11 protein-coding genes and 1 tRNA gene are annotated in these 12178 nt (G+C 69.2%); 9 read left to right on the forward strand and 3 right to left on the reverse strand.

Going from position 1 to position 12178, the window contains the following annotated elements; genetic code table 11:
- Positions 1 to 249 precede the first annotated feature (249 nt).
- From ABD259_RS19490 to ABD259_RS19505, 4 genes are read left to right on the forward strand one after another with little or no spacing between them, the layout of a single operon-like run.
- A complete protein-coding gene (locus tag ABD259_RS19490; RefSeq protein WP_344100865.1) occupies positions 250 to 906 on the forward strand; it encodes an ABC transporter permease in 657 nt (218 codons plus the stop codon).
- Positions 899 to 2218: an ABC transporter ATP-binding protein gene (locus ABD259_RS19495; protein ID WP_344164395.1), complete on the forward strand. Its 1320-nt coding sequence runs from the start codon at positions 899 to 901 to the stop codon at positions 2216 to 2218. Before ABD259_RS19490 ends, ABD259_RS19495 begins: the two co-directional genes overlap by 8 nt.
- Positions 2215 to 3030: an ABC transporter permease gene (locus ABD259_RS19500; RefSeq protein ID WP_344100869.1), complete on the forward strand. Its 816-nt coding sequence runs from the start codon at positions 2215 to 2217 to the stop codon at positions 3028 to 3030. Before ABD259_RS19495 ends, ABD259_RS19500 begins: the two co-directional genes overlap by 4 nt.
- Positions 3031 to 4008: a glycine betaine ABC transporter substrate-binding protein gene (locus tag ABD259_RS19505; RefSeq protein ID WP_344164398.1), complete on the forward strand. Its 978-nt coding sequence runs from the start codon at positions 3031 to 3033 to the stop codon at positions 4006 to 4008.
- 110 nt (positions 4009 to 4118) lie between these two features.
- Here the strand turns inward: ABD259_RS19505 and ABD259_RS19510 are convergent, their stop codons facing one another.
- The 3 genes from ABD259_RS19510 to ABD259_RS19520 form a co-directional block, all read right to left on the reverse strand.
- Complete coding sequence (locus ABD259_RS19510) at positions 4119 to 4607, reverse strand: hypothetical protein (RefSeq protein WP_344100873.1); 489 nt, start codon at positions 4605 to 4607, stop codon at positions 4119 to 4121.
- A gap of 346 nt (positions 4608 to 4953) precedes the next feature.
- Positions 4954 to 6492, reverse strand: a complete 1539-nt coding sequence (locus ABD259_RS19515) for a cobyric acid synthase (protein WP_344100875.1) — start codon at positions 6490 to 6492, stop codon at positions 4954 to 4956.
- Positions 6489 to 7517: a cobalamin biosynthesis protein gene (locus ABD259_RS19520; RefSeq protein ID WP_344100877.1), complete on the reverse strand. Its 1029-nt coding sequence runs from the start codon at positions 7515 to 7517 to the stop codon at positions 6489 to 6491. Before ABD259_RS19520 ends, ABD259_RS19515 begins: the two co-directional genes overlap by 4 nt.
- 639 nt (positions 7518 to 8156) lie before the next feature.
- Between ABD259_RS19520 and ABD259_RS19525 the strand changes: the two genes are divergently transcribed.
- From ABD259_RS19525 to ABD259_RS19545, 5 genes are all read left to right on the forward strand, one after another.
- Positions 8157 to 8229: transfer RNA gene (locus ABD259_RS19525), tRNA-Arg, on the forward strand.
- Positions 8230 to 8508: 279 nt separating this feature from the next.
- Positions 8509 to 8781: a hypothetical protein gene (locus ABD259_RS19530; RefSeq protein ID WP_344100879.1), complete on the forward strand. Its 273-nt coding sequence runs from the start codon at positions 8509 to 8511 to the stop codon at positions 8779 to 8781.
- A 387-nt stretch (positions 8782 to 9168) separates the two neighbouring features.
- On the forward strand, positions 9169 to 9507 hold the full coding sequence (locus tag ABD259_RS19535) for an SdpI family protein (RefSeq protein WP_344100882.1): 339 nt from the start codon (positions 9169 to 9171) through the stop codon (positions 9505 to 9507).
- A gap of 486 nt (positions 9508 to 9993) precedes the next feature.
- Positions 9994 to 11652: a BCCT family transporter gene (locus tag ABD259_RS19540; RefSeq protein WP_344164425.1), complete on the forward strand. Its 1659-nt coding sequence runs from the start codon at positions 9994 to 9996 to the stop codon at positions 11650 to 11652.
- A 30-nt stretch (positions 11653 to 11682) separates the two neighbouring features.
- Positions 11683 to 12150, forward strand: coding sequence for an Hsp20/alpha crystallin family protein (locus ABD259_RS19545; protein ID WP_344100884.1), 468 nt, complete (start codon positions 11683 to 11685; stop codon positions 12148 to 12150).
- The last annotated feature ends 28 nt before the right edge of the window (positions 12151 to 12178 follow it).

The following is a 12178-nucleotide window of genomic DNA, read 5'->3' on the forward strand; positions in this document are numbered from 1 at the left end:
CGAAAGACGCACCGCCGACCGCCGAATTCGGGCGGAAAAGCGCAGGCCAGAGCCTATTCCCGCGGCGCAGGCAACACGGCGGCGCAATCCGGAGTCAAGTACCGCGGCGTTGCGGTTCAATTCTGATCCGACAACGGAACGATCACCTTATTCGCCTGGACGCGTACTTCGCCTACACGCGGCAAGGTTGCCGCTCATGACCGAATCCGTTCAAGGCGTGTGCTCCCCTGCCCGGGAGGGGCGCGCATCGTGACCGACTTCTTGGCGTACGTCGACCAGCATTCCGACACCATCATGATGCAGGCGACCCAGCACGCCAGCCTGATCGCGCAGTGCATTCTGATCGCGGCCGTTCTGGGGGTGGGAATCGGCCTGCTGGTATTCCGGAACGAGACGGCCACCGCGCTGACCACCGGCACCACCAGCATCATCTTCACCATCCCCTCGCTGGCCATGCTCGGGTTGCTGATCACGCCACTCGGGCTGGGCGTTGCGCCCACGGTGACGGCGATCGTGCTCTACTCGCTGCTGCCCATCCTGCGCAACACGATCTCCGGGCTGAACAGCGTCGACCCGGCGCTGGTGGACGCCGCCCACGGCATCGGCATGGGCCGCACCCGGGCCCTGTTCCGCGTCCAGCTCCCGCTGGCCTGGCCGGCGATCCTGGCCGGGTTGCGCGTTTCCACCCAGCTCGCGATGGGGATCGGCGCCATCGCCGCGTTCGTCAACGGGCCCGGTCTGGGCCAGCTGATCTTCAGCGCCCAGGGCCGCCTCGGCACGGTCAACGCGCCGAACATGGCGCTGGCGGGCACGCTGGGCATCGTCGTGCTGGCTCTGCTGTTCGACCTCATCTTCGTCCTGATCGGCAAGTTGACCACCTCACGAGGAATTCGAATCCATGCCTGAGAGCACCACCGCCCCGCGCACGCCGGCCGGCCCCGCCGCGAGCGGTGACCGTGCCGGGGGTGTCCCCATCCGCCTCATCGAGGTGACCAAGCGGTTCGGCGCCTCCGCGGAGACCGCCGTCGAGAACCTGACCATGACGATCCCGGCCGGAGAGATCGTCGTCCTCCTCGGCCCCTCCGGGTGCGGCAAGACCACGACGATGCGGATGATCAACCGGCTGATCGAGCCGACGACGGGCCGCATCATGATCGGCGACAGCGATGCCAAGGCGCAGCGCCCCGACGAGCTCCGCCGCCACATCGGCTACGTCATCCAACAGGCCGGGCTGTTCCCGCACATGACCGTGGCGCAGAACATCGCGCAGGTCCCCATGATGCTCGGCTGGGCCAAGCAGCGCATCACCAAGCGCGTGGACGAGCTGCTCGACCTCGTGGGGCTGGACCCGGCGGAGTACCGCACGCGTTACCCGCGCCAGCTATCGGGCGGGCAGCAGCAGCGCGTGGGCGTCGCGCGGGCCCTGGCCGCCGACCCGCCGGTGCTGCTGATGGACGAGCCGTTCGGCGCGCTCGACCCGATCACCCGGGAGAACCTGCAGGACGAGCTGCTCCGGTTGCAGCGGGAGCTGTCCAAGACCATCGTCTTCGTGACCCACGACGTGGATGAGGCGCTCAAGCTCGGCGACCGCATCGCCATCCTGGACACCGGCTCCACGATCGTCCAGTACGCGCCGGCCGAGGAGATCCTGACCAACCCGGCAAACTCGTATGTGGAGCAGTTCGTCGGCGGCGAGAGCTCGATGCGGCTGCTGAAGCTCACCCCGGTCACGAGCATCACGTCGGAGAGCGTCGTGCGGGCGCGGTTGGCGGACGGCGTCTCCGACGTCCGGCACAGGCTCACCGAGCACGCGGCCGACCGGGCCATCGTGCTCGACGAGCTCGACCGGCCGCTGCGCTGGACCGGCCCCGCCGAACTGGCGTCCGCCTCGGGCACCGTCGCCGACCTGATCGGCGCGGACGACGACCGGCTCAGCACCGTCGTTCGCGAGGACGCCACCCTCCGCGAGGCAATGGAGGCGCTGCTCAACTGCCCCGAGGACATCGTTCCGATCGTCGACGGGAGCGGCGCCTACACCGGCGCCGTCACCCTGGCGGCCGTGCAGCGCCACGTCTCCGAGCTCTACGAGCGGCAGAGGGAGCTGCGCCGCCAGCGGCTGGCCAAGGGCTTGGCCCCGGTGTCGCTGACCGCCGAGCCGGAGGACGAGGAAGAGCAGGCGGCCCCTGAAACGGCCGTCGGGGCGGGTGAGGTCGCATGACCGCACCGCCCAACGCCGCTCCCGCCCCCGACGACGCCGCCCCCACCTCGGAGCGCGCGGAGACGGCGAGCTCACCGCTGGGTAGCGGGTGGCGGCTCTTCCTGACGCCCGCCGTGATCCTGCTGCTGGCCGCGGGGGCGCTGCTCTACACGTGGCTCGGCGACGGCAGTGGGTACCTCGACAACACCGAGCTGCGCTCGCTCAACCTGGACAACATCGCCCGCCGCACCTCCGAGCACCTCCAGCTCGCCGCGGTCTCCACGGCGATCGTCCTGCTCATCGCGATCCCGATGGGAATCCTCGTCAGCCGGGACAAGATGCGCTGGTCGACACCGATCGTGCTGGGCATCGCCAACATCGGGCAGTCGGCACCGCCCATCGGCGTGCTCGTGCTGCTGGCCGTCAGTGTCGGTATCGGCTTCTGGCCGGCGGTCATCGGGCTGGTCATCTACGCCGTCCTGCCCGCGCTGCGCAACACCATGGTCGGCTTGCAGCAGGTGGACCCCGCGCTGATCGACGCCGCCCGCGGCATCGGCATGCCGGCGTGGCGGGTGCTGTTCAAGGTCGAGCTCCCCCTCGCGCTTCCGCTCATCCTCGCTGGAATCCGCACCACGCTGGTGCTCCTCGTCGGCATGGTGGGCCTGGCGATCTTCATGAACGCCGGCGGCCTGGGGCAGCTCGTCGTCGCCGGAAACAGCACCAGCCGCGACGCCACCCTCTTCATCGGATCGCTGCTGATCGCCCTGCTGGCCCTCCTCGTCGACTGGATCGCCGGAGTGGTCAACCGACTCGTTCAACCGAAGGGACTCTAAATGCGCAACCGCACGACCGGCCTCGCCGCCGCTACCGTCGGGCTGGCCCTGCTGGCCACCGGATGCGGACTGGAATCCGGCGGCGGTGGAAGCGTCGACGTCGAGGCCGGTTCCATCCCGACGTTCGAGGAGCTGGAAGGGCAGACCATCGCCGTCGGCTCCAAGGAGCTCACCGAGCAGCTCATCCTCGGCCAGATCGCCGTCCAGGCGCTGACCGCGGCCGGGGCCGACGTCCAAGACGAGACCAACATCGCCGGCAGCGAGAACGCGCGGCGCGCCATACTCAACGGCGACATCGACCTGATGTGGGAGTACACCGGTACGGCGTGGCTGATCTACGAGGGCCAGGAAGAGGTCATCAAGGACCCGCGCGAGCAGTACGAGGCGATCCGCGACCGCGACCTCGAAGAGAACGACATGGTGTGGCTTGACCCGCCCGCCCCGATGAACAACACCTACGCGCTCGTGGTCACCCCGGAGACCGCCAAGAAGTACGACCTCACGGGGATCTCCGACTTCCTCAACATCCCCGAGGACGAGCGGTCGCTGTGCGTCGACACCGAGTACCACGACCGCTCCGACGGCCTCGCCCAGACGCGCGAGGACTACGAGATCTCCACCAAGGACCTCCCCAACGCTGACGTGCAGACCATGGACTCGGGCGTGGTGTACACCTCCGTGGCCGAGGGCAAATGCACGGTCGGCTCCGCCTACTCCACCGACGGCCGGATCAAGGCACTGGGCCTGAAGATGCTGGAGGACGACAAGAACGTCTTCCCGATCTACAACCCGGCGATCACCGTCAAGAAGGACTTCGCCGAGAAGTACCCGATGCTGGAGGAGATCTTCGGCCCCATCGCGGAGAAACTCGACACCGAGACGGTGATGGAGCTCAACGCCCAAGCCGACCAGGAGGGTGACGCCCCCGCCACCGTGGCCAAGGAATGGCTGACCAAGGAGGGCTTCCTCAAGGAGTAGCGCACGTCGGGTCGCGGGCGGCATCCCCCCGCGACCGCGGATCGGAGGGGGTGCCCGCACGCGCCGGCTGGCACTGAGGGACGCCGACGGCGCGCGGGCACCCCGCTGCGTCACCCAGACGCCCCGACCGGTTCCCGTGGCTCCTCCGCGCGCTCCGGCCCGGGCGGCGCCAGGGCGCTCTCGCCGCCCCCGGCATCGGCCTCCGGTGCGGTCAGGCGGTCGGTGAGCAGCTCGCGCACGTACGACGCGATCGGCCGCTCACCCGCCGCCGCGCCGAGGGCCGCGAACTCCTCGGCGCTGAACGCGACCGTGAGGCGGCGCATGCCATCGGGCGTGCGCCGGGACAGCCCCAGCATCCGGCGGTGCACACCCTCCAGCGCCTCGGGCGGGACCGGGCCGTAGGACTCCTCCAGCTGGGAGAGCCACTCGCGCAGCTCACTCCACCGGGCGTAGCGCCCGGCCAGGACGTAGAGGTAGGACTCGACATCCCGATGCCCGGCCGCCCGCTGCAGCTCGGCGTGGGTCACCGGGTCCAGGACGAGGACGACACGGCGCGCCGCCCCGGCCATGGCGGGGGCGACGGGGTCAGGGGTGGACATGCTCACCTGCATACCTCCGACGGGTGGATCGGCGCCCCCGACGACGGGGCCGGGGGCCGGTGAGCGGCCGTCGACACGGTGCGGGGTCCGCCGTTCTCCGGACAACCTCCGGGCATCGAACACGCCCCGCCCGTCGGCGAGCCGCGCCCCGCAACTCCACGTGACCGCGAGTTACCCAAGCCACGCTAGCCCGCGCCCGTACCCAGCCGCCGCGGTTGTCCACAGGGGCGGCGCCGAGCGACGCGGACGGTCCCGAACCTTCCGCCATCGGCGTCGGCACCACCCTCCGCCGGCCTCGGGGGATGTCACCCGTGGACCAGCGAGTATTCTGCCGGTTTCCCCGCGATCACCGGGGAGGGACGCCCGCCGGCGGAATCACGGGGAGCCCCTCCGGCGCCCCTTTTTCCAGCAGGCGCCACACGGCGTCGGTGTCCACGTGCTGTTCGACCAGGTCGCCGAGCGCGTCCAGGCGGGCGGTGCGCTCGGCGGCGAAGTCGGTGTCGGGAGCGGGGACGAAATCGCGCCCGGCCACCGCGGCGACATCGGCCAGGAAGGCGCGGCGGAAGGCGTCGTTCTCCAGGGCACCGTGCCAGGTCGTCCCGAACACCGGCCCCCTGCGGCAGCCGTCGAGGAAGGGCTCGGGGGCGCCATCGGCACGGTCCCAGTCCACCGTGGTCCGGCCGTGGTGGATCTCGTAGGCGGCGACGCGCTGCCCGTAGGCCGTGCCCTCGGGGCGGCCCAGGGTCTTCTCCCGCGCGAAGCGGACGGTCGTCGGGAGCAGGCCGAGTCCGGTGACCCGCCCCGCGCCGGACTCCACGTCGTCGTGGATCTCCTCGGCCAGCATCTGGTACCCGCCGCAGATGCCGAGCACCGGACCGCCGCGTTCGGCGTGGCCGGCCACGGCGTCGTGCAGCCCGCGCTCCCGCAGCCACGCCAGGTCGCCGACGGTAGCGCGGCTGCCCGGCAGGATGACCAGGTCGGCGTCGCCGAGCTCGTGCGGCGAGGTCACGAAGCGCACGTCGACCCCGGCTTCCACGGTCAGCGCGTCGATGTCGGTGAAGTTGCTGATCCGCGGGGTGCGGACGACAGCCACGCGCAGCGTCCGCCGCCCGATCGGGGCGCGCATCGGCCCGCGGTCGACACTCAGGGCGAGGGAGTCCTCTACATCCAGCCACAGCCCGTCGAGCCACGGCAGGACCCCGTGGACGGGGCGGCCGGTGAGGTCGCTGATCATCCGCAGTCCGGGTTCCAGCAGCTCGGGCGCCCCGCGGAACTTGTTGATCAGGAATCCGGCGATCAGCTCCTGGTCGGCGGGTTCCAGCAGGGCGAGCGTCCCGTGCAGCGCGGCGAACACGCCGCCGCGGTCGATGTCACCGACGACGAGCACGGGGAGGCGCGCCGCTCGGGCCAAGCCCATGTTGGCGATGTCGCCGGAGCGCAGGTTGATCTCGGCGGGGCTCCCTGCGCCCTCGCAGATCACCACCTCATAGCGGGAGCGGAGCTCCGCCAGGCCGCGCGCGGCCACGTCGCGCAGGCGCTCCTTGTAGTTCCGGTAGTTCACCGCGTCGGCCTCCCCGATGGGGCGGCCCTCCACCACGATCTGGCTGGTCCGGGCGCCGCCCGGCTTGAGCAGCACCGGGTTCATCAGCGCGCTGGGCTCGATGCCGCAAGCGGCGGCCTGCATCGCCTGGGCGCGCCCGATCTCCGCGCCGTCGGGTGTCACCACCGAGTTGAGCGACATGTTCTGCGCCTTGAACGGGGCGACCTTGACCCCCTGGCGGGCGAGCCAGCGGCACAGTCCCGCGGCGATGACGCTCTTCCCGGCGTCGGAGGTGGTTCCGGCAACAAGGAGCGCCGCGGCGGCGCTGGAGGGGGTCCGCGTCACGTCAGGCCTTTCACCGAGCGGGTCGCGCCGCGGGGGCCGCGGCTGTGCTTGTGTCCATCGGTCCGCCGGGAGGGGCGCGGCGCGGAGGGGAGCGCCGCGAGGAGGACGGCGGTGAGGGCGGCGGCGCCGTTGACCGCGCGGGCGAGCCGCACGGCGCGGCGGATGTCGTGGACCTCCGGGTGGCGGCCCACCCCAAGTTCGGGACGGTGGTCGATCCTGCCCCGGTAGCTGTTGGTCCCGCCCAAACGCAGGTCGAGTGCTCCGGCGAAGGCCGCCTCGCAGTGCCCGGCGTTGGGGCTGGGGTGGCACCGTCCGTAGCGCGCTCGGATCCGCAGTGTCCGCCGAACGTCGCCGGAGACGAGCGGTGCGGCGGCGGCCGCAAGGAGGGCGGTGAGCCGGGCGGGCGCCCAGTTGGCGACATCGTCGAGGCGGGCGGAGGCCCATCCGAACCGCTCGTAGCGGTCCGATCGGTGTCCGACCATGGCGTCCAGGGTGTTGACCGCCCGGTAGCCCAGGAGTCCGGGGAGACCGAGAAGGCCGCCCCACACCAGGGGGGCGACAACGGCGTCGGAGGTGTTCTCCGCGACCGACTCCACGGTCGCGCGGGCGATCCCCTTCTCGTCGAGGGACTCCGGGTCACGCCCGCACAGGTGGGGCAGTCGGCGCCGGGCGGCGTCGATGTCGCCCGCCTCCAGCGCGTCGGCGATCCGCTCGGCCTCGCGCCCGAGCATGTCCCCGCCGACGACCGCCCAGGTGGCACCCGCGGTGAGGGCGGCGCGGAGGGCGGGGTTCCGCACGCGTTCGCCCAGCGTGCCCAGCATGGCCACGGAGCCGACGGCGAGCGCGGTGAAGGCGGCGCCCCGGGCCCGGGACGGCCGGTAGGCCCACCGTTCGAGACGGGCGGCGGCCGCGCCGAAGAGGGCGACGGGGTGGCCCCGCCGCGGGTCAGGCACGGCACGGTCCAGAGCGGCCCCGAGGAGGAGTCCGAGCGCTCGGGCGCGGACGTGGCGGTGCTGAGTTGTCACGGGGTCCACCGTAGTGGCGCCGGGCACCAGGCTTTTACGGTTGACCAATGAAACAATAATCCCGCTTTGTGACCATCCGTAATTAATCGTCTACCATGGGCACACCCCCTCCCCAATCGAGGCGCCCGGACCGACACGGGCGCCCGGCGAATAAGGAGGGATCAGGCGTGTACAGCATCGCGATGATCGCGACGTTCCTGATGAATGCGGGTGGCTGGTGGGTGTTCTAGGACACGCCCGCCTACAGCCGTGGGGCCGCCCTGGCAGGGCGGCCCCACGATCGAACCGAACCGAGTTCGCGAAACGCGACGGTCGCTCACCTCTCCCAGGGTTAATCGCGGGTAACGTGGCTTGGGACGCCGATAGCAACCGGTTTGGTGGAACCCGCGTGGTAACGAGACGCAACTACGAATCTCTGTAGTTGTTATTATTTTGCCCGGCGATAGGCGACATCACCCGAATGCCCTAGAATGTCTCCCCGAAGCTTCGGGGGTCCCCCACGTCACGGTGGAGGGTCACATCGACCGCAGGTCGCACGCCACCGGCGCTTCACCCCGCTCACCCCGGCGCTGACCCCTCTGCGCAGCCGCAGGCCACAGTGGTGCCAGTGGGCACCTGCGCGGAACACAACTGAATCGAGCACCCGTAGCTCAGTGGATAGAGCACCGGACTTCTAATCCGACGGTCGCAGGTTCGAATCCTGCCGGGTGCGCCCCTTCTGACCTGGCACTTCTCCCCCACGGTGAGTGCCAGGACCTGTATTCGGACACCTTTCTCGACACCCCGCGCGCTTCGCTGCCCCCACCCACCGACGGACGCCGCACGCCGGAGCGCCGCCTCGCGCATAGCGGCCGCCGCAGCGACTGACCAGTTCCGGCCACCGGTCGCCGTCCGGGGAGGGCGGGCTCGGGTCAGGCCGCACCGCCACCGCCCCCTGACCGTCCACAGCCTGCCGGGCTCGTCGGATTCACCGCTCACGATGGATCTCACGGTGAACAGAAACGTGTGCACCGGCACATGGACCGAGCAGACGGCCGAGGGGGGCTACTACCGGAGCGCGCGCAACCTCGGCGCGATACAGCTCCTGATCGATCCGACCGGGCGCCGCATGTCCGGGAAATGGGCCGGGTTCAGCAAGGACTCCGACATCAACACCGGGCCGTGGGACCTGATCTTCCTGGACCAGGCGGCGTCGAAGACCACGCCGTACAAGTACGACCGGAAGCCCTCCGATTCACCCGACGGGTCGATGGCCATGGCCTGAATAAGGGGCCCCACGAGGTGCGGCCCTTCGTGTTGGGCGCCGCCACCGCTCGTGACCCGACGCGCTTCCAGGTGGGCACAGGAGTGAATCTCCTCGGGGGTGATTCACTCCCTGGTATCTCCCCCATCATGTTGGGGGGCACTGGTCCTCTCTACCGTACGACTGGGCGACCCACTGCCCCGCTGGGTATGCGAAAAGCTACTCGGTCGGCAGGGGCGGCGGGGATCGGATACTTCTGCTCCGGAGAAAACCCGGCGACAAGAGGCCGTCACAAACGGGAAGAAGGTAGAGGCGTGAACCCCAGGAACCTCGCTGACACGCCCGGCGACCTTGTTCCCGCTGTGTCCGAGCCCCTCGCAGGGGGGTGCACTCCTATGGACCTCAATCGTGATCCTGGTGACCGCGGCCCTACTCCTCGTCGCTGCCTATATGGGAGCCAAAGGGAAACTGCGACCCAACTCCTTCTTCGGTATCCGAACCAACCTGACCTTGAGCGATGACGAGGCGTGGTACGCGGTCCATCGAAAGTCCGCTCCCTGGATGGCGGCCTCGGGCGCCGCAACAGCGATCGGGGGAGCCTCCCTCATCCTCGTCAAAGACGGGCAGATGCAGGTGATCCTGCTGCTCGCCGCCCTGGGGCTGGCGCGGGGCGCTCGCATGGGCGGTGTGTCGTGTGGCGGCCGGTTGCGGCCAACCGCGGGCTCGGGCGGCGGGGGTATGGCGTAGGGCTCCGCGGCGCGGTGGGCGGGGGCGCGGGCCGAGCGCGAATTCCCCGGCCCGGCCCGCCGTCACACCGGGTGCGGGCATGGCCGATGCCCGTTGTCCGCGGCCGAGCGGTGTTCCGCTCGGATACTGACGAAGGGCGACAAGGCATGCACACCTGGTTCGCAATGCACGAGCCAACTACAAATATGCCTACACTCGGATTAATTTACGATAACCACCTGCGGACGATAAGTGTGATGAGGGCCCTTCAGTATTAGGATCTTCTTGCGAAGGCAGACTGCGAATAGCGGAAACGAATTCGTTATCCGGCACGGATGGGAGGCCTGGACCGAAGGGTGGCCGAACCGGGCGCGCGAAGTGCGGCGGAGTGATGCACGCGGCCCTGAACGCTCTGCATCGGCCCAGGACACCCGGTGACCGGTACACGAGGTTGGAGTCGTCATCAATCGCTTGAAGTCATACATCCAGGAGCACACAAACCCACCGGTGTTCTTCATCTCCGGTGCTGTCGTCCTCGTCTTCCTCGTCGTCGGCGTGGCGATTCCCGAGCAGTTTGGTGAGGCCGCATCGAACATCCGCAATTGGATCGGGTTGAACTTCGGCTGGTTCTACATCATCTCGACCACGTTCTTCTTGATCCTCTCCGCGGCGCTCATGCTCAGCCGCTATGGGAACATCCGATTGGGGCCGGACTCCTCACGGCCGGAGTTCAGCACCCTCGCGTGGTTCGCCATGCTGTTCACCGCCGGTATGGGTATCGGCCTGGTGTTCTGGGGCGTGGCCGAACCCGCCTACCACGCGGCGAACGACTACATCGCCCAGACCGCCGGCGTCCCGGCGGACCCCACCCAGCGGACCCCGGCGGACGATGCCGCCAACGCCAGCACGGCGATGCAGTTCACACTGTTCCACTGGGGCTTCCATCCCTGGGCCGTCTACATCATCCTCGGCCTGTCCCTGGGCTACTTCTGCTTCCGCAAGGGCCTGCCCATGCGGCCGGCCTCGGCGCTGTACCCGCTGATCGGCAACCGCATCTACGGCTGGCTCGGCAACCTGATCGACATCCTCGCCGTCTTCGGCACGCTGTTCGGCCTGGCGACATCGCTGGGTCTGGGCACGATGCAGGTCAACACCGGCCTGAACCAGGAGTTCGGCGTCCCCGTCAGCCCGTTCGTGCAGACGCTGATCATCATCCTGATCACCTCGGTCGCGGTGGTCAGCGTGGTGGCCGGCATCGACAAGGGCATCCGGCGGCTGTCGGTGATCAACCTGTGGCTGGCGGCGGCCCTGCTGCTCATCATGTTCCTGATCGGGCCGAAGCTGTGGATCCTGAGCATGATGTACACCGGGGCGGGTGACTACCTGCAGAACCTGGTGCAGATGAGTCTGGACTTCGCGGTCAACAGTCCCGCCGGAACGGTCCCGGCGGCCGACTTCGCCAACACCTGGACCATCTTCTACTGGGGCTGGTGGATCTCCTGGTCGCCGTTTGTCGGCATGTTCCTCGCCCGCATCTCCTACGGCCGCACCATCCGCCAGTTCGTCGTCGGTACCCTGTTCGCCCCGGTCGGCGTCAGCGTCCTGTGGTTCGGTGTCTTCGGCGGCACCGGCATCTTCTACGACCTGTTCCGCCTCGGGGACAAGGAGCAGATCAGCGACCTCGCCAGCGAGGCCGAGGCGACCTTCCACCTGATCGACGCCTTCCCGCTGCCCGGTATCTTCCTGTCCCTCCTGGCGCTGCTGACCATGGTCGTCGTGGTGGTCTTCTTCATCACCTCGTCCGACTCCGGTTCGCTCGTCGTGGACATGCTGACCAACGGCGGCGACCCGCACCCGGTCCGCATCCAGCGGATCTTCTGGGCCACGATGGAGGGTGTCATCACCATCGTGCTGCTGGTCATCGGCGGCAGTAAGGCCCTGGAGGCACTCCAGGCGGCCGCCGTGTCCACTGGTCTGCCCTTCGCGGTCGTGCTCGTCATCATCGGCTTCAGCCTGCTCAAGGCGCTGCGCTCGGAGGATCCGATCTCGATGCTGCCCCAAAGCCTCAAACCGAGCAGCTCGCCCAGTCGTCCCGACGCCGCGGCGAGCGGGGAGCGGGTGCCCGTGGCCGCCCCCGACAACGTTGACAAGCCCACCGCCGAATAGGCACCGACGAGCAGTGAAGGGAGGAATGTGATGGCGCCGCAGAAGAAGAGTCGGGGCAACCCGTTCCGCGGGGTGCTCGACATGATGAGCGAGATGAACCGCATCTCCGACACGATGGCCAACCTGGAGAGCGGGACCTCGCAGCCCCGGGGGTACTCCGACGCGTGGAGTCCCGCGACCGATATCTTCGCGCGCGGATCCGACCTGTTCATCCGCTGCGAGTTGCCCGGGGTGGACCTGGATGACGTGGAGGTGTCGTTCTCGCACGGCTCTCTGACCATCGCCGGGGAGCGCAAGCGCGATGACGACGAGGTCGTCTACTACGCCTCAGAGCGCTTCCTGGGTGCGTTCCGCCGGGAGATCACCCTGCCCGAGGGGGTCAAGGAGGCCGACATCTCGGCACGGTTCGACGACGGGCTGCTGGAGGTCAAGGTCGCCAACGCGGTCGACGCTGACGGACCCCGGCAGATCGCGATCCAGAGCCGCAAGCGCCGCTAGTCTCCGATCTCGCCGAACCACGCGAGGG

The sequence above is a fragment of the Nocardiopsis rhodophaea genome (genome assembly GCF_039530945.1).
In the GTDB taxonomy this organism is placed as follows: Bacteria; Actinomycetota; Actinomycetes; order Streptosporangiales; family Streptosporangiaceae; genus Nocardiopsis_C; species Nocardiopsis_C rhodophaea.

Bases quoted from the DNA above. Each gene is read 5' to 3' on its own strand.
- ABD259_RS19495 (WP_344164395.1), top strand. From the start codon at position 899: ATGCCTGAGAGCACCACCGCCCCGCGCACGCCGGCCGGCCCCGCCGCG.
- ABD259_RS19500 (WP_344100869.1), top strand. From the start codon at position 2,215: ATGACCGCACCGCCCAACGCCGCTCCCGCCCCCGACGACGCCGCCCCC.
- ABD259_RS19505 (WP_344164398.1), top strand. From the start codon at position 3,031: ATGCGCAACCGCACGACCGGCCTCGCCGCCGCTACCGTCGGGCTGGCC.
- ABD259_RS19510 (WP_344100873.1), bottom strand. From the start codon at position 4,607: ATGTCCACCCCTGACCCCGTCGCCCCCGCCATGGCCGGGGCGGCGCGC.
- ABD259_RS19545 (WP_344100884.1), top strand. From the start codon at position 11,683: ATGGCGCCGCAGAAGAAGAGTCGGGGCAACCCGTTCCGCGGGGTGCTC.